The sequence below is a fragment of the Roseateles rivi genome, assembly GCF_043555845.1.
GTDB lineage: Bacteria > Pseudomonadota > Gammaproteobacteria > Burkholderiales > Burkholderiaceae_C > Roseateles > Roseateles rivi.
Genome location: NZ_JBIGHZ010000006.1, coordinates 188,852 through 209,369, shown reverse-complemented (window position 1 = coordinate 209,369; position 20,518 = coordinate 188,852). Strand labels below are relative to the sequence as shown.

General features: G+C 63.4%; 19 protein-coding genes. 15 read left to right on the top strand and 4 right to left on the bottom strand.

Annotated elements, in window-relative coordinates; translation table 11 throughout:
- Positions 1-39: 39 nt before the first annotated feature.
- The 4 genes from rplS to rpsP all read right to left on the bottom strand — a co-directional run bounded on the left by rplS (position 40) and on the right by rpsP (position 2,171).
- A complete protein-coding gene (gene rplS, locus ACG0Z6_RS16030) occupies positions 40-393 on the bottom strand; it encodes a 50S ribosomal protein L19 (RefSeq protein WP_394463243.1) in 354 nt (117 codons plus the stop codon).
- A 71-nt stretch (positions 394-464) separates the two neighbouring features.
- Positions 465-1,250, bottom strand: coding sequence for a tRNA (guanosine(37)-N1)-methyltransferase TrmD (trmD, locus tag ACG0Z6_RS16025; protein WP_394463241.1), 786 nt, complete (start codon positions 1,248-1,250; stop codon positions 465-467).
- 50 nt (positions 1,251-1,300) lie between these two features.
- Complete coding sequence (rimM, locus tag ACG0Z6_RS16020) at positions 1,301-1,906, bottom strand: ribosome maturation factor RimM (protein ID WP_394463239.1); 606 nt, start codon at positions 1,904-1,906, stop codon at positions 1,301-1,303.
- 13 nt (positions 1,907-1,919) lie between these two features.
- On the bottom strand, positions 1,920-2,171 hold the full coding sequence (rpsP, locus tag ACG0Z6_RS16015) for a 30S ribosomal protein S16 (protein WP_394463237.1): 252 nt from the start codon (positions 2,169-2,171) through the stop codon (positions 1,920-1,922).
- A gap of 305 nt (positions 2,172-2,476) precedes the next feature.
- Here rpsP and ACG0Z6_RS16010 point away from each other — a divergent pair, with 305 nt between their 5' ends.
- From ACG0Z6_RS16010 to ACG0Z6_RS15940, 15 genes are all read left to right on the top strand, one after another.
- Complete coding sequence (locus ACG0Z6_RS16010; protein ID WP_394463235.1) at positions 2,477-2,905, top strand: NINE protein; 429 nt, start codon at positions 2,477-2,479, stop codon at positions 2,903-2,905.
- Between the two features lie 204 nt (positions 2,906-3,109).
- Positions 3,110-4,384 (top strand): capsule biosynthesis protein, encoded by a 1,275-nt coding sequence (locus tag ACG0Z6_RS16005; protein ID WP_394463233.1) that lies wholly within the window; start codon positions 3,110-3,112, stop codon positions 4,382-4,384.
- Positions 4,381-5,193 carry an ABC transporter permease gene (locus ACG0Z6_RS16000; protein ID WP_394463231.1) on the top strand — a complete coding sequence of 271 codons (813 nt, stop codon included), beginning with the start codon at positions 4,381-4,383 and terminating at the stop codon, positions 5,191-5,193. Before ACG0Z6_RS16005 ends, ACG0Z6_RS16000 begins: the two co-directional genes overlap by 4 nt.
- Before the next feature lie 7 nt (positions 5,194-5,200).
- Entirely contained in the window at positions 5,201-5,866 is a 666-nt protein-coding gene (locus tag ACG0Z6_RS15995; protein ID WP_394463229.1) for an ABC transporter ATP-binding protein, read from the top strand.
- Entirely contained in the window at positions 5,863-6,975 is a 1,113-nt protein-coding gene (locus ACG0Z6_RS15990; RefSeq protein ID WP_394463227.1) for a KpsE/RkpR family capsule polysaccharide export protein, read from the top strand. Before ACG0Z6_RS15995 ends, ACG0Z6_RS15990 begins: the two co-directional genes overlap by 4 nt.
- Before the next feature lie 189 nt (positions 6,976-7,164).
- Positions 7,165-8,649: a polysaccharide biosynthesis/export family protein gene (locus tag ACG0Z6_RS15985; protein WP_394463225.1), complete on the top strand. Its 1,485-nt coding sequence runs from the start codon at positions 7,165-7,167 to the stop codon at positions 8,647-8,649.
- Positions 8,650-8,703: 54 nt separating this feature from the next.
- Complete coding sequence (locus ACG0Z6_RS15980; RefSeq protein ID WP_394463224.1) at positions 8,704-10,986, top strand: glycosyltransferase family 2 protein; 2,283 nt, start codon at positions 8,704-8,706, stop codon at positions 10,984-10,986.
- Positions 10,987-11,445: 459 nt separating this feature from the next.
- Positions 11,446-12,510 (top strand): dTDP-glucose 4,6-dehydratase, encoded by a 1,065-nt coding sequence (rfbB, locus tag ACG0Z6_RS15975; RefSeq protein ID WP_394463223.1) that lies wholly within the window; start codon positions 11,446-11,448, stop codon positions 12,508-12,510.
- Between the two features lie 8 nt (positions 12,511-12,518).
- Positions 12,519-13,418: a dTDP-4-dehydrorhamnose reductase gene (gene rfbD / locus ACG0Z6_RS15970; protein WP_394463221.1), complete on the top strand. Its 900-nt coding sequence runs from the start codon at positions 12,519-12,521 to the stop codon at positions 13,416-13,418.
- 65 nt (positions 13,419-13,483) lie between these two features.
- Entirely contained in the window at positions 13,484-14,371 is an 888-nt protein-coding gene (gene rfbA, locus ACG0Z6_RS15965; RefSeq protein WP_394463219.1) for a glucose-1-phosphate thymidylyltransferase RfbA, read from the top strand.
- A 20-nt stretch (positions 14,372-14,391) separates the two neighbouring features.
- A complete protein-coding gene (gene rfbC / locus ACG0Z6_RS15960) occupies positions 14,392-14,952 on the top strand; it encodes a dTDP-4-dehydrorhamnose 3,5-epimerase (RefSeq protein ID WP_394463217.1) in 561 nt (186 codons plus the stop codon).
- Positions 14,945-16,201 carry a glycosyltransferase family 2 protein gene (locus ACG0Z6_RS15955; protein WP_394463215.1) on the top strand — a complete coding sequence of 419 codons (1,257 nt, stop codon included), beginning with the start codon at positions 14,945-14,947 and terminating at the stop codon, positions 16,199-16,201. Before rfbC ends, ACG0Z6_RS15955 begins: the two co-directional genes overlap by 8 nt.
- 21 nt (positions 16,202-16,222) lie before the next feature.
- Complete coding sequence (gene galE / locus ACG0Z6_RS15950; protein ID WP_394463213.1) at positions 16,223-17,242, top strand: UDP-glucose 4-epimerase GalE; 1,020 nt, start codon at positions 16,223-16,225, stop codon at positions 17,240-17,242.
- Positions 17,243-17,250: 8 nt separating this feature from the next.
- Positions 17,251-19,665 carry an alginate O-acetyltransferase AlgX-related protein gene (locus tag ACG0Z6_RS15945; protein WP_394463211.1) on the top strand — a complete coding sequence of 805 codons (2,415 nt, stop codon included), beginning with the start codon at positions 17,251-17,253 and terminating at the stop codon, positions 19,663-19,665.
- 39 nt (positions 19,666-19,704) lie between these two features.
- On the top strand, positions 19,705-20,502 hold the full coding sequence (locus tag ACG0Z6_RS15940; RefSeq protein ID WP_394463209.1) for an SGNH/GDSL hydrolase family protein: 798 nt from the start codon (positions 19,705-19,707) through the stop codon (positions 20,500-20,502).
- Positions 20,503-20,518: the final 16 nt, after the last annotated feature.

Sequence of the window (20,518 nt, the reverse complement as noted above, 5' to 3'; positions counted from 1 at the left end):
CGACAGCGGCGCCCAGAGGGGCCGCTGTGGACCTGAACATCAGGCCAGCTTTTCCTTGATGCGAGCCGACTTGCCCGAGCGCGAGCGCAGGTAGTACAGCTTGGCACGACGCACATCACCGCGACGCTTGACTTCGATCGAAGCGATCAGCGGGCTGTACAGCTGGAACGTACGCTCCACGCCTTCGCCGTTGGAAATCTTGCGCACGATGAAACCGCTGTTCAGACCACGGTTACGGCGGGCAATGACCACGCCTTCGTAGGCCTGCACGCGCTTGCGGGTGCCTTCCACCACGTTGACGCTCACGATGACCGTGTCGCCAGGTGCGAATTCAGGAATGGTCTTGTTCAGGCGAGCAATTTCTTCTTGCTCAAGGGTACGGATCAAATCCACGAGTTTCTCCTTGTGATCATGCCGACGCTCGGGCACGAATTGCCCCGCCCAGTAGAGGATCGAAAAGCCGACTATTGTAGCTCAGATTTCGCGCCAACCAATGCGGCCAGGTGTTTTTCGTCTGCGCGACTGAGCAGGCCTTTGGCGCGAGCTGCGGCAATGAGGTCAGGCCGCCGCCGCCAAGTCAGCGCCAACGACTGTTCACGCCGCCAGCGCGCAATGTCCGCATGGTGACCGGACAACAGCACTCCCGGCACGGGCAAGGCTTGCCCATCAAGCTCCAGAAGCTCCGGACGGCTGTAATGTGGGCAATCCAGCAGCCCATCGGAAAAGCTGTCTTGCTGGTGTGAGGCTGCGTCATTGAGCACCCCCTCTTGCAGGCGCGTCACCGCGTCCAACAGCGCCAAGGCGGGCAATTCGCCGCCTGAGAGCACAAAGTCACCCAAGCTGACTTCCATCGTGACATGGCGATCTAAAAATCGCTGATCAACGCCCTCATAGCGACCACACAACAAAACTGCGCCCTCAGACTGCGCCAACTCCTGCACCAAGGCTTGATCAAGGCGCCGCCCGGTGGGCGAGAAGTGGATCAGCGGAGCAGGCGCGCCCTGCCCTTCCGCGCTGCGCTGCGCATGAACTGCCGCCAATGCGCGCTCCAATGGCTGCACCAGCATCACCATGCCGGGCCCGCCACCATAGGGCCTGTCGTCGACGCGACGGTAGTTGTCCAGCGCATGCTCGCGCAAGGGCCAGAGCCGCACATCAACCTGGCGGCTTTCATAGGCGCGGCGCGTCACGCCCACCTTCAAAAAGGGCTCGAAGAGTTCGGGAAAGAGGGTGATGACATCAAATCGCACGCGTGGCCTCCCTACCCTCTGCGCCCAGGCTCCAGCAAAGGCTGCAGCACTCAGTAGTCGAGTCCCCAATCCACCGTGATGCGCTTGTCTGGCAAGCTGACATCCAGCACGAATTGCGACACGAAGGGAATCAAGCGCTCTTGCTCAGGCTTGATGGGGGCCACCAAGCCAGGCGGGCAGATGCGCAAAACGCAGTGCGGCCCGGTATCGATGAGGTCAAGCACCTCACCCAAGGGCTCACCTGCGCGATTGACCACAACAAGACCAATCAAATCAACCCAGTAGAACTCATCATCGGAGACGGGTTGAGGGAATTCTGCGCGGGATACAAAGATGCGGGCGCCTTTGAGGGCCTCTGCACCATTGCGATCTACAACCCCATCGATATGCGCCACGATGCCGTCACCGTGATCGCGGATGGAGAGGATGTTCAGCACCGGCGGCACGGCCGCGGGCTTGCCCGGCAGCGCACGCTCACTGGGCTTCAAATACCAGCGGCGCGCAGCAAACAGGGCCTCGGCATCCGTAGAGTGGGACAAAACCTTGACCCAACCCTTGATACCCCAGGCATCCAGCACCCGACCGACCTCAATCGCATCCTCCGGCCAAGCCGCAGCCTGCGGGGCAGCTCGATTCAAGTCAGTCGGTACTGTCATACGTGTTCCAAGCTCAGGCAGCAGCCTTCTTGGCAGTCTCGACCAGACGAGCCACGGCGTCCGAGGGTTGTGCGCCCACGCCCACCCAGTAGCTCACGCGGTCTTGTGCCACGCGCAGCGTCTCAGCAGCGCCGGAAGCCACGGGGTTGTAGAAGCCCACGCGCTCGATGAAGCGGCCGTCACGGCGCTCACGGCTGTCAGCCACAACGATGTTGTAAAAGGGGCGCTTCTTGGAGCCGCCACGTGCAAGTCGAATCACGACCATGATCAATTCCTTCAGGGTTCTCTAGCGTTCCACCGCACCAGGGACACGACAGGTCAGCAGATCGTCATTTCGGCAGCGCCAAGACATGGCTCCACCGGCGGCTTGGCGCTGTAGATACGCCGCCCCAAAGGCACTTCCTTTGCGTCTTGCCACGGCTCAGACCGCTAACAGACGCACTCGAAAACCTCTAAGGCGACCAGCACCAAAACCGGGCATTATAGACCGATATGCGGGAGCGCTGGCGTTATCGCCAAAGAGGCGAATTTGCGCTCCCTTCGCTACACATGAAATGTTGCATCACCCCCATGAGCACGACCCGCATGAAATCAAAAACTATCGCCACCTGGTTGGCTCTTGGCGGGGGCGCACTGGGGGCGCACCGCTTCTATCTCTATGGCTGGCGAGATGCCTTGGCTTGGATGCATTGGCCCATTGCTATTGCCGGCCTGCTGGGCCTGGCGCGCGCTCACAGCCTAGGGCAGGACGACAGGGTTGCCTGGGCACTTCTCCCTTTGTTAGGCCTGATGCTGACCCAAGGCATGCTATGCGGCATTGTGTACGGCCTTCGCCCCAATGATCGCTGGGATGCGCAGCACAATCCTGGCCGGACCAGCCCAAGCACCCATTGGGGGACGGTGGCGGGCGTGATTCTGTGCCTCATGCTGGGGGCTGGTTTCCTGATGAGCACTCTGGCCTTTTGTGCGCAGCGGTATTTTGAGTTGCAAGCAAGCTAGGGCCACTGCATCAACGCAAAACTACCGCGATGACCTTCCTCAACCGAAGACTCCGCTATCACGCCAATCACCCCGCAACCCCCACCAAAGGGGTGAGTGAATTCGCTATTCGCACAAAAGATGTAAGTAAATCCCTCAACTCGGGGGTTCATGGGAGGTGAAAAGTTAAACTAGGCGAAAACCCTCAGGGAGGGGGTGCCACACATGACGCCCAGTTCACTTGCCGCGCTGCAGCGGCAGCGCCGCGTATTGCTGCTGCAAGGCCCAATGGGGCCATTTTTTTCAAAGCTTGCGGACTTCCTGCGAGGCAACGGCGCGGACGTTTTCAAGCTTAACTTCAACGGCGGCGACCGGCTCTATTACCCTGCCGGCGAAGATTTTGTGGATGACCCGCGGGCGTTGACCGCTGAGTTGCATCGACGTGTCGATAGAGATCGCATCGACGCGATTGCGCTCTTCGGACAAAGCCGACCCATTCACAAAGTTGCGATTGAAGCCGCGAAAGAACTGGGCATAGAGATTTACGTCTTCGAAGAGGGTTACTTGCGCCCGAACTTCATCACCTTAGAGCGAGGCGGTGTCAACGCGCTCTCGCTGATGCCAAGAGACGATGCCTACTACCGTGCAAGGGTAGGAGAACACCTGCCCAAAACCCATAGTGCTGGGCAAACGTTTTGGCGCACAGCTGCGATCGCCATGCTTTACGCGATCGCCCGACATCTGCACCGCAGCCGCTATCCCAAAGAACAGTTCCATCGGGATTTGCATCCCCTTCGCGAAGGCCTGCGTTGGCTGCGCGGCGGGCTGAGAAAAGTTCTGCACTCAGTGACGGAGCGCAACGTGCTTTGGCGCTTGTGCCGCAGCGAGCAACGCTTTTTTCTATTGGCTCTGCAAGTTCATAACGACGCGCAAATTCAGCACCACTCGCCCTTTGACGATGTGCACGACGTGATTGCACACACCATCGAGTCGTTTGCAACATGCGCGCCCAAGGATGCTGCGCTGGTCATCAAGCACCATCCAATGGATAGGGCCTATCGACACTACGGCGCCTACATCCAGGAGCAAGCCCGCAAGCACGGCGTTGCCGACCGCGTTATTTCTCTGCACGACGTGCACCTCCCCACCCTGCTGCGACTGTCTCGGGGCTTGGTCACGGTCAACAGCACCACCGGGCTGCAAAGCCTGCACCATGGCACGCCCGTCTTCCTCCTTGGTGAAGCTCACTACAACATTCCCGGACTGGTGCATCAGGGCGATCTTCCAAGCTTTTGGTTGCACCCTGATCCGGTAGATCCGGGCCTGTACCGGGCTTACCGCAAGATCCTGATGCGCACCAGCCAGATCAACGCCAGCTTCTATGCCGACACGCCCGCCTTGAACAAGGCTGGCGCAAGCAGAACGCTGCAGTTGCATACCACAGCACCAAAGCCTGCCCGTCCGGCAGCAACTCAGACTAACGAACGGTTGCGTGCATGACCGCTTTGCCCACACGACCGCGGGCAAAGCGCAGTTCCTGGCAAATCCAAAAGGCTGTGCTGTTTGCCCTGTTTTTACGTGAACTCAAGACGCGGCTTGACGGCCGCTGGCTTGGAGTCCTTTGGCTGTTTTTCGAACCCTGTGCCATGCTTGGCTTGCAGATCTTGATGTTCTCAGCCTGGCATCAAGTCAGTTTGCCCTCCATCGAGTACCCCGTGTTCCTGATTACAGGGATGCTGCCCTACTTCATTTTCCAAAGCGTGGCACTCAAGCTGATGGACGCGATTGATGCCAACCGCGGCCTGTTCGGCTACCGGCAAGTCAAGCCCATCGACCCCTTGATTGCACGCGCGGCACTGGAGGTGACGATCAAGCTGGGGGTGTTTGCCATCTGCATGGCCTTGATGTCTGCCTTGTTTGGCCTGCATGCGGCGCCGTCACGCCCGCTGGAACTGCTGGGCACGCTCACCGTGCTGCTGTTGCTGTGCTTTGGCCTGGGCCTGCTGTTGGCTGTGGCCACGGCGCGGCTGCCGAAATCGCGTGTGTTTGTGCGCTTGCTGAGTTTTCCGCTATACCTGATTTCGGGTGTCATGTTTCCCCTGCAAATGGTGCCCCCGGCCTACCAGGAATGGCTGCTACTGAACCCCCTGCTTCACAGCGTGGAGTTGACCCGCTCGGCTTTTTTCCCAGGCTATGTCTTGCACAGCGGCATCAGCGCGGCCTATTTGGCCTTGTGGGCCTTGGTGGTGTTGACCGTGGCCATGGCGCTTTACCGGGTGCGGCGCGAGCGCCTCATCACCGTGATGTGAGGCGCGCATGATCCGCCTAGAACGTCTCACCAAGTCCTACCCCACACCACGCGGGCGACGCTATGTCTTTCGCGACTTGGACTTCACCTTCCCCAGCGGCAAGAGCATTGCCCTGCTGGGCCACAACGGCGCGGGCAAAAGCACGCTCATGCGATTGCTCGGGGGGATTGACACCCCCGACAGCGGCCGCGTGGTCACCCAATCCAGCATTTCCTGGCCCATGGGCCTCTCAGGAGGCTTTCAAGGTTCTCTCACTGCACGCGAAAACGTGCAATTTGTCTGCCGCATCTATGGCAGCAGCAATGAAGACACCAAAGCGCGCGTGCGCTATGTGCAGTACTTTGCGGAGATTGGCGACTACTTCGACCTGCCCATGAAGACCTTGTCCTCGGGCATGCGCTCGCGCGTGAGTTTTGGCCTGTCCCTGGCCTTTGACTTTGACTACTACCTCATCGACGAAGTCATGTCCACGGGCGACCCCAGCTTCAAAGCCAAAGCCAAAGAGCACTTCAAAGCCCGCATGGCCCAGTCCCAAATGATTCTTGTGAGTCATTCCATGCCCGATGTCCGGGAGTACTGCCAGCTCGTGGTGCACCTGCACCAGGGGCAGGCCACCCCCTACGAAGACATCGAGCAAGGCATCGCCGCCTACCAACAAGCCAAGCGCTCATGAAAAGTATTTTGAAATTTCTCAAACGAAGTCGTTCAGCCCTGTTGGTGTTGGTGCTGCCCTTGCTCGTGGTGCTCATCTACAACCTGGGCATGGCCCGCGACCGTTTCACCAGCGAATCGGTGGTCACCATCAAACAGGCCGCGCACTTTGGCGGTGAACGCTCGGGCATGGCCGCCATGCTCATGCCGGGCGTAAGCCCCCTGCTGCGCGAAGACGTTTTGTACCTGCGCACCTTCATCCATTCGCAAGGCTTGCTGGGCACCTTGGACCGCGAACTGAAGCTGCGCGAGCACTTCTCGAGCTCCATGCGAGACCCGCTGCACTACCTGCCCACCAGCGCAAGCCGTGAGGACTTTCTGGAGTTCTACCGCAAGCGTGTCGAGATCGTGCTGGACGACATTTCGGGACTGCTGACGCTGCGCACACAGGGCTTCGAGCCCGAGTACGCGCGCCGCCTCAATGCGACCATCCTTCGCGAATGCGAGGCCTTCGTCAACCGCATGTCTCAAAACCTGGCCGCGGAGCAGCTGCGCTTCACAGACGCTGAGGTGGGCAAAACCACCGCGCGTCTGGAAGACGCGCAAGCACGCCTGGTGCAGTTCCAGGCACAGCACCGCGTGCTGGACGCCGCCGCTCAAGCCAGCGCCGCGGGTGCCATCACCAACGAGCTGCAAGCCCAACTCAGCAAGCTCGAGGCCGAGCACAAAACCCTGCTGGGCTACCTGCACCCTTCGGCACACCAGGTGCAGGCGCTGCAAAACCAGATCGCTGCCATCAAGAGCCAGCTGCAGAGCGAGCAAAACCGCGGCACCCAAGCCGCAGACGCCAGCAAAAAGCTCGGTGCCATCGCCCTGCAATTCGAGCAGCTCAAGCAACAAGTAGGCCTCGCCCAAGAGTCGCACAAAGCCGCGCTGGCTGCGGCTGAAGCCATGCGGCTTGAGGCCACGCGCAAGCTCAAAAGCCTGGTGGTGGTGGAGGCCCCGACCCTGGCTGAAACCGCCGAATACCCCCGCCGCCTCTACAACCTGTTCGCAGCCCTGGTTGTGCTGCTCTTGTTGTACGCCGTTGCTCAGCTGACGCTGGCCACCATTGCCGAACACCGCGACTGACCCACCATGCTGACTACACACCGCTCACCATTCAAGCTCTCCCTGTGCGCATTGGCTTTGGCGTCAGTGACGGCTCTGCACGGCCCGTTGAACGCCCAAACGGCACCGCAAGTCGTGCCAGCAAGCGGCTCAGCAACGCCTGCTGGCGCGCCCCCCACACAACAGGCTTCCAGCACTGAGCCACGCAGCATGGTTTTTGGTGCCCACCTCTTTCAAGGGCATTTCGCCAAAGAGAGTTTTGCGGGCTTCAATCCCATGCACCAAATCACCCCAGGTGACCGCTTGACGGTGCGCTTGTGGGGTGCATTCACGCACGACGGGGTCGTCACCGTCGATGCTCAAGGCAATGTTTTTCTGCCCCAGGTCGGGCCCGTGCGCGTGGCCGGTGTTCGCAACGGCGAGCTCAACGCACATGTCGAAGCGCAGGTGAAACGCACCTTCCGCGCCAATGTCGGTGTTTACGCCTCGCTGGAAGCGGCGCAACCCGTGCGCATTTACGTGACCGGCTATGTGCGCGCGCCCGGCCTCTATGGTGGTGTTTCCTCAGATTCCGTGCTCGCCTATCTGGACAAGGCCGGAGGCATCGACCCTGAACGCGGCAGCTTTCTGAATTTGGACGTCATGCGCGGCGGCCAAACCCGTGCGCAAATCAACCTCTACGACTTTTTGCTGCACGGCCAAATGCCCGCGCTGCAGCTGCAAGACGGCGACACGCTGGTGGTCAAACCCAGGCAACACAGCGTGCAGGTCTCGGGGGCGGCCTTCAATGCCTACACCTTTGAGTTCAGCAAAGCCACCCTGAGTGCCGCAGAGCTGATCGCCGTGGCCCGCCCTCGCCCCGAGGCCACTCACATGGCCATTGTGCGCAAGACCGGCAGTCAGCGGCGCAGCGAATACCACGCCCTCAGCAGCGTCGGCCAAAGCCCTAAAGTCGAAATTCAAGACGGCGACGAAGTCACTTTCTCTGCCGACAAATACCCCGGCACCGTGCTGGTTCGCATTGAGGGCGCGCACCTGGGTGAGCGCACCCTCGTCATGCCCTACGGCAGCACTTTGGCTGACGCCATCAAGCGCATTCGACCTGCCCCACAGGCGCAAATGCAAGCCATGCAGCTCATGCGCCGCTCGGTGGCGGTGCGCCAAAAAGAGTTGCTCGAAACCTCGCTGCGCAGCATGGAAGCCTACGCGCTGACGGCTCGCTCCAGCACCAGCGAAGAGTCTGCGCTGCGGGTGCGTGAGGCGGAGCTGATCACCCAATACATTGCGCGCGCGCGAAGCGTCCAGCCCACCGGTCAAGTGGTGCTGGCGCAGTCAGAAGCCTCAGGCGCCATGCTGCTGGAAGACGGCGATGTGCTGCGCGTGCCTGAGCGCACGCACCTGGTCACCATCAGCGGCGAGGTCAACATGCCCAGCGCGCTGGTTCACGAGCCTGGTATGAACGCCAGCGCCTATATCGCCCGCGCCGGAGGCCACACCCAAAGCAGCGATGGCGCGCGCATTCTGGTCCTGCGCCAAGACGGCAGCGTCAGCGAGAACCCACGCGGCGCGCTGCAACCCGGCGACGAAGTGCTGGTGCTGCCACGCATCGACACCAAGAACATCGAAGTGGCTCGGGGCCTGACGCAAATCATTTACCAGGTTGCAGTCGCTGCGCGAGCTTTGCTGGCGCTCTAAGTCCTGTCTCTGATTTTCTTTTCCAGCCCCTTGCCGGGGCTGGTGCCCATCTAAATGCCCCAATCACCCCAAGCAAGTTCCCTCATCGGCGACGCCCGCGACGCCCTGGCCGTGCTGCATGCCCACCTCAAGGGCAGCGTGGATTTGAGTCACTTTGAAATCGCCCACGACCTGCAAGCCACGGACACACCGGGCCACTACCTCAGCACCGGCGCTGACCCCCAGCTGCGCTGCCGCCGCAGCGTCCCCGCTGGCTGGTACATGCTGGAGCTGCAATGCGAGCTGCCCGCAGGCGCAGCCATGGCCCGGCTCTTTCACAACACCGGCCAGGGCTATACCGACCAGCAATGCCACCTGCTGCCGCTGCGCAACCGACGCATGGCCAAACGCCTGGTCTACCTGCCCCAGGCCGCCAAGCTGCGCCTGGACCCCATGGAATGCGAGGGCGCGCTGCACGTCAAGCACCTGCGCCTGCAGCGCCTGTCGCAATCGTTCGCCCTCAAGCGCCTGCACGACAAGCTGCGCCGCGCCCATGCTGCGTACAAGGGCGCCACGTCCTTCGAACTCACGCTGCTCACTGAGCACTGGAGCCACTACAACGAGTTGTTTGCCTCTCTGCACCTGCTGCAGTTGACTTACAGCGCCTGGATGGAATGGGTGGAGCAACCCGCCATCCCGAGCACAGAGGACCAGCAGACGCTGCATGCCATGTGGGCCCAACCGCCCCAGCTGGGCCTGGTGCTACCGGTGGATGCAGGCACCGACACCGCCGCGCTGGCCACCACGCTGGACAGCCTGCAGCAACAGCACTACCTGCACTGGGCCTTAGCCCTGCTGGTGCCCGCCGCCCAAGCCGCCAGCGTGGAGCCTCTGCTGGCGGCTTTGCGCTCCGTCGGACGCACGGTGCGCGTCATCCCCCACGAGCAGCCTCACAGCGCCGATGCCTACAACCTAGCTTTGGAACTCCTGCCCGTACAGCACCTTGCTGAGGTGGGTGCGGGCGACCGCCTGGCCCCCCACGCCCTGCACACCGTGGCCGCCGAATTGCACTCCCACCCGGCCTGCACCGTGTTGTATGCCGACGAAGACGAGTTCAGCCCTGAAGGCCAGCGCTGTGAACCCTACTTCAAGCCCGCCTGCTCCCCCGACCTGCTTTACGCCCAGCCCTATTTCGGGCCCTTCACTTTTATTCAGCGCCAATTGGCGCAAAGCGTCGGTGGCCAGCGCGATGACCACGCTCCCGCACAAGGCTTTGACCTTCTGCTGCGCTGCTTGGCCCGCACCCCCATGAGCCAAGTGCGGCACATTGCCCAAGTCCTTTACCACGCTGCCCAGGGCCAAGCCCGCAGCGCCAGTGCCCGGCTAGGTGATGAAGCTGCCTGCACCGCCGCCCGACACGCCCTGCAGCACTACTTTGGTAGCTTGAACCGCCACGTGCGCGTCAGTACCGTGGAGCCCGGCTTGTACCGCGCCCATTGGCCACTGCCCAGCAACCCGCCCTTGGTCAGCCTCATCATCCCGACGCGTGACCGCATGGACGTGCTGCGCCCTTGCGTCGAATCCATCCTGCAACGAAGCAGCTACCGGCACTTTGAAATCCTCATCGTCGACAACGGCAGCTCCAGTTCCGACACCCTGACTTACTTGCAGGTGCTGCAAGTCAGCCACCCCGAGCGTATTCGCGTGTTGCGCGACGACCTGCCTTTCAATTTCAGCCGCCTCAACAACCTGGCCGCGCGCCAGGCCCGGGGCGATTTGATCGGGCTCATCAACAACGACATCAAAGTCATCAGCCCCGACTGGCTTGAAGAAATGGTCAGCCTGGCGCTGCGCCCTGAAGTGGGCTGCGTCGGCGCCACGCTCTACTACCCCGACGACACCATCCAGCACGCCGGCGTGGGCGTCGGCATGGGCGATGCGGGCGGCCACCTTTACCGCTACGCCGCTCGGGGCGACACAGGCCACCACCGAGCGCTGCGCTGCACGCGTGAGGTCAGCGCTGTCACCGCCGCCGCCCTGCTGGTGCGGGCCGATGTCTACGCCGCCGTGGGCGGTCTGGATGAAGGCCTGGCCGTGGCCTACAACGACGTGGACTTTTGCCTGCGCGTGCGCGACGCTGGCTACCGCAACCTCGTCACCCCCTGGGCCGAGCTGTACCACCACGAGTCCAAATCTCGCGGCATGGACGACACGCCCGAGAAAGCCCAGCGCTACCGCGCCGAAGTGGCCTTCATGGCAGCGCGCTGGGGTGCGCCAGCGGCAGACCCCTACCTGAACCCGAATTGGAGCCGCCACCGCGAAACCCTGACTTTCCGCGCCGAGGCAACCCACGCATAGTCGCCAACACATTTGTCACCACGGCCACCCGCATAGCTGCGGATTTCCTTCTGCACTTGGCGATCGCCTCTCTACGCGCCGCCACCTTGACCGTTGCCACCGTATCGGCACGGTGTGGCAATTGGCGGGCTGCGCAGCTGATTCCATTCGAGTCGTATTGGTTCATCCCTCCGATCCTGGCTGTAGTTACAGGCGCTGTTCCCTTCTACGTCGAGTCTGGAAGCTGGGTGTGTAAGGCAGCGAAGTTCGGGCGGCCGATATTGCAGTGCATCAATGCTGACAGTCAGACGTTCAGATGTCTGAGTTGAGGTATCCAGACGCAATGGCGTTGCACTTGAGCTTTGAAACCACTAGGTAAACTTCACCAACCATCACATGAAGTGCAATGGACGCGGACTTTCAAGCCGCTCAGTTAGTGCACTTCTGGCTAAACACCAAATTCGGAAGATTTATCCCACCATGACCATCCTCATCACCGGCGGCGCCGGCTTCATCGGCAGTAACTTCGTTCTGGATTGGTTCAAGCACAGCGACGAGCCTGTGGTGAACCTGGATGCCCTGACGTACGCGGGGAATCTGGAGAACCTGGCATCGCTCAAGGGCAACACCCGGCACACGTTTGTGCAGGGGGACATTTGTGACCGCGCCTTGCTGGACCAGTTGCTGGCGCAGCACAAGCCGCGCGCCATCGTGCACTTTGCGGCGGAGAGCCATGTGGACCGCTCCATCCATGGCCCTGGCGCCTTCATGCGCACCAATGTGGAGGGCACGTTCGCGCTGCTAGAGGCTGCGCGGGCGTATTGGGTGGGGCTGGAGGCTGAGGCCAAGGCGGCGTTTCGCTTTCACCATGTGTCCACGGACGAGGTGTACGGCTCGCTCAAGCCGACCGACCCGCCGTTTGCCGAGACCAACCCCTACGAGCCCAACAGCCCCTATTCGGCCTCCAAGGCGGCCAGCGACCACTTGGTGCGCGCGTGGCACCACACCTATGGCTTGCCGGTGGTGACGACGAATTGCTCGAACAACTACGGGCCCTATCACTTCCCGGAGAAGTTGATCCCGCTGATGATCGTCAACGCCCTGGCGGGCAAGCCGCTGCCGGTGTATGGCGATGGGCAGCAGATTCGCGACTGGCTGTACGTCACCGACCACTGCAGCGGCATTCGCGCGGTGCTGGCTGGCGGCCGCTTGGGCGAGACTTACAACATCGGCGGCTGGAACGAGAAGGCCAATATCGACATCGTGCGCACGGTGTGCGCTTTGCTCGACGAACTGCGCCCCAGCAGCGAAGGCTCTTACAGCCGCTTGATCACCTACGTGGCTGACCGCCCTGGGCATGACCGCCGCTACGCCATTGACGCCCGCAAGATCGAGCGCGAGCTGGGCTGGCGCCCTGCCGAGACGTTTGAGACGGGCATTCGCAAAACCGTGCAGTGGTATCTGGACAACCCCGAGTGGGTGGCGCGCGTGCAGTCTGGCGCCTACCGTGAGTGGCTGGACACGCAATACGGCGCGAAGGCTTAAGGCGCAGCATGAAGATTGTTCTGCTGGGCAAAAACGGCCAGGTGGGTTGGGAGCTGCAGCGCGCCTTGGCGCCGCTGGGCGAGGTGGTGGCGCTGGATCGGCGTGACGCCGGGGGCGATGTGGGCGACTTGGCCGCGCTGCGGCTGCGCCTGCAGCAGGAGCAAGCGCAGGTGATCGTCAACGCCACGGCCTGGACGGCAGTGGACGCGGCCGAGCAGCAGGCTGAAGCCGCGCGGCGCATCAACGCCGAAGCCGTGGGCGTGATGGCCGAGGTGGCCCAGGCCAGCGGCGCGCTGCTGGTCCATTACTCCACAGACTATGTGTTTGACGGCAGCGGCAGTGCGCCCTGGGTGGAAGACGCGCCCATCGCCCCGCTGTCGGTGTACGGGCAAACCAAGGCGGAGGGCGAGGCGCTCATCCGCGCCAGCGGCTGCCAGCACCTGATTCTGCGCACCAGCTGGGTGTATGCCGCGCGCGGTGGCAACTTCGCCAAAACCATGTTGCGCTTAGCGCGCGAGCGCGATCAGCTGCGGGTGATTGCCGACCAGTTCGGCGCCCCCACAGGCGCGGAACTGCTGGCCGATGTGGCGGCGCAAATCATCCCCGCCACGCGTGCGCGGCCCGAGCTGGCCGGCACCTACCACCTGGCCGCAGCCGGCGAGGTGAGCTGGCACGGCTACGCCCAGCATGTGCTGGCCTTTGCCCAGCCCTTGCTGCAAGCACGTGGCGAGGCGCTGAAGGTGCAGCCCGAAGCGGTGGAGGCCATCCCCACCACGGCCTACCCCACGCCTGCGCAGCGCCCGCTCAATTCGCGGCTCGATTGCAGCAAGCTGCAGGCGGCTTTTGGCCTGCGCCTGCCGCCCTGGCAACACGGCGTGCAGCGCATGCTGACGGAAGCCTTGGGCTGAAGCAAGAATTTGCCACGCTGGCTGAACAACAATGCCTGCATCTATCAGGCTGACCGAGGGACACCATGACCACTCAACGCAAAGGCATCATCCTGGCCGGGGGCTCCGGCACGCGGCTGCACCCGGCCACGCTGGCGCTGTCCAAGCAGCTGCTGCCGGTGTACGACAAGCCCATGATTTACTACCCGCTGGCCACGCTGATGCTGGCGGGCATGCGCGACATCCTCATCATCTCCACCCCCCAAGACCTGCCGCGCTTTGAGGCCCTGCTGGGCGACGGCGCGCGCTGGGGCTTGAACCTGAGCTACTGCGTGCAACCCAGCCCGGATGGTCTGGCGCAGGCCTTCATCTTGGGCAAGAACTTCATTGGCGGCGCACCCTCGGCCCTGGTGCTGGGTGACAACATCTTCTACGGCCACGACTTCCAGCCCCTGCTGCAGCGTGCCGATGAGCGCACCGAAGGCGCCAGCGTGTTTGCCTACCACGTGCACGACCCCGAGCGCTATGGCGTGGTGGCGTTTGACGCACAACAACGTGCGCTCTCCATCGAAGAGAAGCCCGTTGCACCCAAGAGCAGTTACGCGGTGACAGGTTTGTACTTTTACGACCAGCAAGTCTGCGACATTGCGGCCTCCATCAAACCCAGCCCGCGCGGCGAGCTGGAAATCACCGATGTCAACGCGCGCTACCTGGAGCAAGGCCAGCTCAGCGTTGAGATCATGGGCCGCGGCTACGCCTGGCTGGACACGGGCACGCACGACAGCCTGCTCGAAGCCGGTCAGTTCATCGCCACGCTGGAAAAGCGCCAGGGCCTGAAGGTGGCCTGCCCCGAGGAGATCGCCTTCCGCCAGGGCTGGATTGGTGCCGAGCAGCTGGAGCGCCTGGCGCAGCCGCTGCTGAAAAACGGCTACGGCCAATACCTCAAAAAGTTGCTCAACGAGCGCGTGTACTGAAACGCCCCAAGGCCCCGCCCATGCAAGTCACCCCCACCCGCCTGCCTGAAGTCATGATCATCGAGCCCCGCGTCTTTGGCGACGCGCGCGGCTTCTTCATGGAGAGCTGGAACCAGCAAGCCTTCAATGCCGCCACCGGCAACACCCTGCCCTTTGTGCAGGACAACCACTCGCGCTCGGCGCGCGGTGTGCTGCGTGGGCTGCACTTCCAACTGCCCCCGCATGCCCAGGGCAAGCTGGTGCGCTGCACCGCTGGGCGTGTGTTTGACGTGGCCGTGGACATGCGCGCAAGCAGCCCACGCTTTGGGCAATGGGTGGGTGTGGAGCTCAGCGGCGAGAACCACCGCCAGCTGTGGATTCCGCCGGGCTTTGCGCACGGCTTTTTGGTGCTGTCAGCGTCGGCCGACTTCCTCTACAAAACCACCGACTACTACGCCCCGCAGGCCGAAGGCTCGGTGCGCTGGGACGATCCGAGCATCGGCATCGAGTGGCCGCTGGCCGACATCGGTGGCCTAGCCCCCCAACTCGCGGGCAAAGATGCCGCGGCACCGCTGCTGGCACAGGCCCAACGTTTTGACTGAACCCGCCGTGCAGCCCCCCACGCCACCGTGCGCGCCGCTCTTGTTGTGCGCCATTGCCAAAAACGAACGCAGCGCCGTGCTGGAATGGGCCGCTTGGCATTTGATGCAGGGCTTTGACCAGCTGCTGGTGGCGGACAACGGCAGCAGCGACGGCACGGCCGAGTTTTTCGAGGCCATGAGCCAGCTTCAGCTGGCCACGGTGCTGCACCGGGGGGACGAAGCCCAGTTTCAAACCAGAGCCTACGCCGCCATGCTGGCCCAGCCCGTGGCCAAAGACGCGCTGCTGTGCTTTGTGGACCTGGACGAGTTTCTGGTGGGCCAGCCAGACCAGCCGCGCGCGGGCGATGTCTTGCGCACGGCCTTTGCCCCGGCCGATGTGGGTGCCGTGGCCTTGAACTGGCGCTGTTTTGGCAGCGCGGGCCAGCGCCAGGCGCTGGAGCTGCCCGTTACCCAGCGCTTTGTGCAGGCCTGCGATGACCACAAACGCGGCTTCAACCGCCACATCAAAACGGTGGTGCGCCAAAGCGCGGTTGAGGTCATGCACATCCACCACGCCACGCTGGGCACGGCCTGGCGCTATGTGGATGCCGATGGGCAAGCCGTGCGCTTCAGCAGTTCGCTCACCCAACCCGCCGCCACCGAAGGCTCCAGCCCCTTCACGCTGCAGCCCACGGGCTCGCTGCGCGTGCACCATTACGTGCTGAAATCCGCCCAGGAATTCCAGGACAAAGTGGCGCGCCGCCAGCCCAAGGGCGCCAACCCATTGCCGCTGGACGCGCAGAAGTACTTCAGCATCCACGACACCAACGACCTGCCCTGCACGCACGCGCAGGCGCAAGGTGCTGCCCTGCTGCAGGCCATGCAGGGGCTGCAGCAGCGGCTCAGCACCGAAACCGATTGGGACAAACCCATTCGCGGCGTGGTGGATGCCATCACGCCCACCCACACCTTTGGCTGGGTGGCCGACCTCTCGCCGCGTGCGCAGTGCCTGCGGGTGAAGGTCTATGTCAACGGGCAGCTGCGCGCCATCACCGAAGCGCAGCGCCACCGCCCTGATTTGCAGGCCGCAGGTATTTGTGCCCACGGCAAGGCGGGCTTTCGCCATGACTTTGACCCACCACTGAACCCCGGCGACACCGTGCAAGTGCGCGTGTTCGCCAACCCCACGGAACTGGCCAACGCCACCCAGCGCGTGAAGCACCCTGCCCAAGCACGGTGGCGCAAAGTCTTGCGCCGTTTGACGACTTGATCCTTTGAATTCAGACACACCATGACCCCCACCGTGCTGCTGACCGGCGCTACCGGCTACATCGCTTCTCACACCTGGCTGGCCTTGCAGGCCGCAGGTTTTCGCGTGGTTGGCGTTGACAACTTCGCCAACAGCTCGCCCCAAGTCTTGCAGCGCCTGCGTGAACTCAGCGGCCAAGAGCCCGTGTTTGAGCAGGCCGATGTGACCGACCTGGCCGCCATGCAGGCGGTGTTTGAGCGCCACCAGCCGCAGGCCGTGGTGCACTTTGCGGCGTACAAGGCGGTGGGCGAATCCACCGCACAGCCCCTGGCCTACTACCGCAACAACATCGGCGGCTTGCTCACCATCTGCCAGGTCATGCAGCAGCAGGGTTGCAAGCGCATCGTGTTTTCCTCCAGCGCCACCGTTTATGGCGCGCCCAAGACCCTGCCTATCGTGGAGAGCTCTCCCACCCAGGCCACCAATCCCTACGGTGAGACCAAGCTCATGGGCGAGGCCATTCTGCGCGACCTCGGCGCGGCCGACGCGCAATGGCAAACCGCCTGCCTGCGCTACTTCAACCCAGTGGGCGCCCACCCCAGCGGACGCATCGGTGAGGACCCGCGCGGCACGCCCAACAACCTCATGCCCTATGTCGCTCAAGTGGCGGTGGGGCGGCGCGCGCGGCTGTCGGTCTTCGGCAACGACTACCCCACGCCAGACGGCACGGGCGTGCGCGACTACATCCACGTGGTGGACTTGGCCGAAGGCCACGCCGCAGCCCTGCGCCGCTTGTTTGCCCACGAGGGCTCGTTCACGGTGAACCTGGGCACGGGGCAAGGCTATAGCGTGCTGGATTTGGTGCGTGCTTACGAACAGGCCTCGGGACGCCCCATTCCCTACGACATCGTGCCCCGCCGCCCCGGCGATGTGGCCGCCTGCTACGCCGACCCCTCCGCTGCCCTGACCCTGCTGGGCTGGCGCGCCAATTTGGGCTTGGCGCGCATGTGTGAGGACTCCTGGCGCTGGCAGTCCATGAACCCCCACGGGTTCGAGATCTGAAGGAATCCATGCTACGAGCATTGATGCATTGGCTCACGCCAATCGCTGAGTCAGAGGCAGCACATCGCGCTGAGGCCACGCGGGCCTACTTCAGGTCGGTCCTGGGAGCGGGCACTTGGCGCGACGGTGCCTGGGTGTCTGAGGGGCGCGCCGTCTTGGTGCGCTACGCCGACCCCGCCGCCCGCCGGTGCTGGGCGCGCGAGAAGCGCGGCCCCGTGCATCTGGTGTACTTCATGGACGACGACCTGCTCGACGAGCAGTCCCTAGGCACCCTGCCACCGCGCTATGCCGCCAAGATCAAGCGCTTTGCAACTGATCAGAAGCAATGGCTGCGTACCCATGTGGACGAGTTCTGGGTGGCCACGCCCGCCTTGGCGCGCAAGTACGCTGACCTCAAGCCCTGGGTGCCCCCCCTGGCCCCCACGCCCGATCTGCGCCAGGGCGCACAGGCCAGCGCGGTGCGGCTGGTCTACCACGGCAGCGCCTCACACGCAGCCGAGCACGCCTGGCTCAAGCCCATCTTGGCCGAAGTGCTGACTCAATGCCCCCAAGCGGCCTTGGAGGTGATTGGCGATGCCCAGCTGAACCGGCTCTGGCGCGATGTGCCGCGCACACGCGTGATGCACCCCATGCGCTGGCCGCAGTATCTGGACCACACCAAAACCAGCACCGCAGATATCGGCCTCGCACCGCTGCTGCCCACCCCATTCAACGCCGGGCGCGGGCCTGTCAAGTTCTACGACTACGCACGCATGGGCGCCTTTGTGGTGGCCAGCGACGTGCCGCCTTTCCAGGGGTTTATCGAACACGACCAGGACGGCCTGCTGCTGCCCAACGACCCAGCCCTGTGGGTGCAGCGCCTGGTGGCCTTGGTGCACGACAGCGTTCAACGCCGAAGGCTGCAAAGCGCGGCACAGGGCCGGATTGCGTTTACTGAGGCAAAACCTGCCCCTACGCCAGCCAAAACCACCTCAGTAGCCCAATTCAAAGTACACGCGCTGGCGCGGGTTGGTGGCGAAGGCGGTTGGCGCTGGGCTTTTGACTGCCCCAGCCCCAGCACAGAACGCTCGCCAAGCAATACGCTGGAGATTCAAGCCTGGGCGCTGCCCCCCCAGGCTGACGCCAACACGGTGGAAAAGCTGGAGCTTTGGCTCAAGCCCACAGGGAGCGCACAGGTGGCGCTCAAAGTGCCATTCAACCGTGATCGGCCCGACGTCATCCAACGTGTGCTGCAAGCCCAAGCCCCTGGACATGCGCTACTGCGCTGCGGCGTGGGCGTGCACCTGCCGCTGGCAGGTGGGCACTGGGATGTGGGTTTTGCCTTGGCTGGACAGTGCTTCTGGGTGGCCAGTTGGGAGCTGCCAGACAGTGCCCAGCAGGCGACTGAGCCCAGCACGACTGAGCAGCCCGAGCTCAGCACCGCCCCCCCGGTCAAGCCAGCGGCTGCAGCCACATCCAAAGTGATTGTTGGCCAAGAGGGTTGGCTGTTTTTGGACAACGACACCAACCGCAGCGTGGATCAATTCACCGGCCAGTTGAAGCTCGACGCAGCAGGGCTCAAACAGTGGCGGGATTACCTGGCTCAAGCCGCCGCCCTGTGCGCATCGGGGCGCCCCCGCTGCGCGCTGGTGATTGCGCCCTCCAAAGAATTTGTGCTGCCGCATCTCTACCCCCACACGCGAGGGGCAGTGACCACGGTCGACCAGGTGCTGGGCCTGCCAGGACCACGCCCCGTCACGGTGGACGGAGGTGCCGTGCTGCGCGCCCAGCCCGACCCGCGCCTGGGCTTTATGCAGACCGACACGCACTGGAGCAACCGCGGTGCGATGTGGACCGTGCTGGCCACACTCGAAGCGCTGGGTTTGGACGCCCAGGCTGCGCAAGCGCACTTCGCGCAAGACCGCTACGCGGCACACAAAATCGCCGGGGACTTGGGCAGCAAGCTCAACCCGCCACAAATCGCCGCCACGGACTTTCTCTGCGGCACCGACCCCGAAAAGCTCACCGTCTTTGACAACCTGCTGCCCAATATCGGGCGCGTGCAAATCTTCGAAAGCCCAGGCGCCCTGTGGCCACAGAAGCTGCTGGTGTTTGGTGCGTCCTCCAGCTACCCCATGCTGCGCTACTGGCACCGGCTGTTTGCCCGCTGCGTATTTGTGCACAGCGCTGCGCATGTGGACCCAGCGCTGCTGGACATTGAGCAAGCCGATGTGCTGGTGCTGCAGTCCAACGGGCGCTTCCTGATCGAGCCGCCCAACTTCGAGTTTGATTTGGCCCGTCAGGTTCAAACCAAGTACGCCCAGTGCCCGCCCGAACGCCGGCGCCAGGTCTGGGCACAGGGCCAGCGCGAGGACTGGCGCAGCTCCGTAGCCCCCTATGCCGCCATGCTCAGCGCCTTGCCGCCACCGCCAGCAGCGGACTGAAGTTTTTTACCCCCCTCGTATCACCCTTCTATCTCCGTCATGAGCAGTACCTTGTTTGCACCCTTGAGCCGTTTGGTCTCACTCCGTGGTCGCGCGCTGGCGGCGGCTGGCGTTTTGGCGCTGTGTGCAGCTTGCGGCGGCGGCGGTGCTGAAGGGAGCGGTAGCGAGGCCGCAGCCCCCGGCCCCAGCCAGCCAGCCAGGTTGGCCAGCGGTGATTGGGTGTTGATGGGCTCCTCCACGGCCGCAGGTGCAGGCGCCAGCAGTGGGCGCAGCTTTGCCGCCTTGTTGGCGCAAGGCATGGGCAGCGGCGGCATGTTGGCAGCGCAGCAAGGCCGCTTGCAAAACATTGCCCTGGGCGGCACCACCACTTACCAGGGCTTGCCTGCGCTAAGTCCACGCGCAGTCGACCGCCCGGCCTCATTGCCCAACAACAATCTCGACAAGGCGCTGAGCCTCAAGCCCGCGCTGCTCATCATTGCCTACCCCAGCAACGACACCGCCATGCGCTACACGGTGCAGGAGACGGTGAGCAACATCTTGCTCATGGTGCAAACCGCCAAACAGCAAGGCGTGCCCAGCATCGTGCTCTCCACCCAACCTCGCGACATGCTGCCCGCCTTGCAAGAGCAGCTGGTGCAAATCGACGCGCAGCTCGAGGCCGCGTTGGGCGCTTGCCTGGTGCGGGTGCGCGAGGCTCTGGCCGGCCCGGACGGGCGCATTGCCCCGGCTTACGCCTTTGGTGACGGCGTGCACCTGAACGACGCCGGTCACGCCCTGCTGCACGGGGCCTTGCTCAAACGACTGCAGCAAGGCAGCTGCGTGCGCCTAGCCCAGTGAGCCCCAGCCGGTCACC

Bases quoted from the DNA above. Each gene is read 5' to 3' on its own strand.
- rimM (WP_394463239.1), bottom strand. From the start codon at position 1,906: ATGACAGTACCGACTGACTTGAATCGAGCTGCCCCGCAGGCTGCGGCT.
- rpsP (WP_394463237.1), bottom strand. From the start codon at position 2,171: ATGGTCGTGATTCGACTTGCACGTGGCGGCTCCAAGAAGCGCCCCTTT.
- ACG0Z6_RS16010 (WP_394463235.1), top strand. From the start codon at position 2,477: ATGAGCACGACCCGCATGAAATCAAAAACTATCGCCACCTGGTTGGCT.
- ACG0Z6_RS16005 (WP_394463233.1), top strand. From the start codon at position 3,110: ATGACGCCCAGTTCACTTGCCGCGCTGCAGCGGCAGCGCCGCGTATTG.
- ACG0Z6_RS16000 (WP_394463231.1), top strand. From the start codon at position 4,381: ATGACCGCTTTGCCCACACGACCGCGGGCAAAGCGCAGTTCCTGGCAA.
- ACG0Z6_RS15995 (WP_394463229.1), top strand. From the start codon at position 5,201: ATGATCCGCCTAGAACGTCTCACCAAGTCCTACCCCACACCACGCGGG.
- ACG0Z6_RS15990 (WP_394463227.1), top strand. From the start codon at position 5,863: ATGAAAAGTATTTTGAAATTTCTCAAACGAAGTCGTTCAGCCCTGTTG.
- ACG0Z6_RS15985 (WP_394463225.1), top strand. From the start codon at position 7,165: ATGGTTTTTGGTGCCCACCTCTTTCAAGGGCATTTCGCCAAAGAGAGT.
- ACG0Z6_RS15980 (WP_394463224.1), top strand. From the start codon at position 8,704: ATGCCCCAATCACCCCAAGCAAGTTCCCTCATCGGCGACGCCCGCGAC.
- rfbB (WP_394463223.1), top strand. From the start codon at position 11,446: ATGACCATCCTCATCACCGGCGGCGCCGGCTTCATCGGCAGTAACTTC.
- rfbD (WP_394463221.1), top strand. From the start codon at position 12,519: ATGAAGATTGTTCTGCTGGGCAAAAACGGCCAGGTGGGTTGGGAGCTG.
- rfbA (WP_394463219.1), top strand. From the start codon at position 13,484: ATGACCACTCAACGCAAAGGCATCATCCTGGCCGGGGGCTCCGGCACG.
- rfbC (WP_394463217.1), top strand. From the start codon at position 14,392: ATGCAAGTCACCCCCACCCGCCTGCCTGAAGTCATGATCATCGAGCCC.
- galE (WP_394463213.1), top strand. From the start codon at position 16,223: ATGACCCCCACCGTGCTGCTGACCGGCGCTACCGGCTACATCGCTTCT.
- ACG0Z6_RS15945 (WP_394463211.1), top strand. From the start codon at position 17,251: ATGCTACGAGCATTGATGCATTGGCTCACGCCAATCGCTGAGTCAGAG.
- ACG0Z6_RS15940 (WP_394463209.1), top strand. From the start codon at position 19,705: ATGAGCAGTACCTTGTTTGCACCCTTGAGCCGTTTGGTCTCACTCCGT.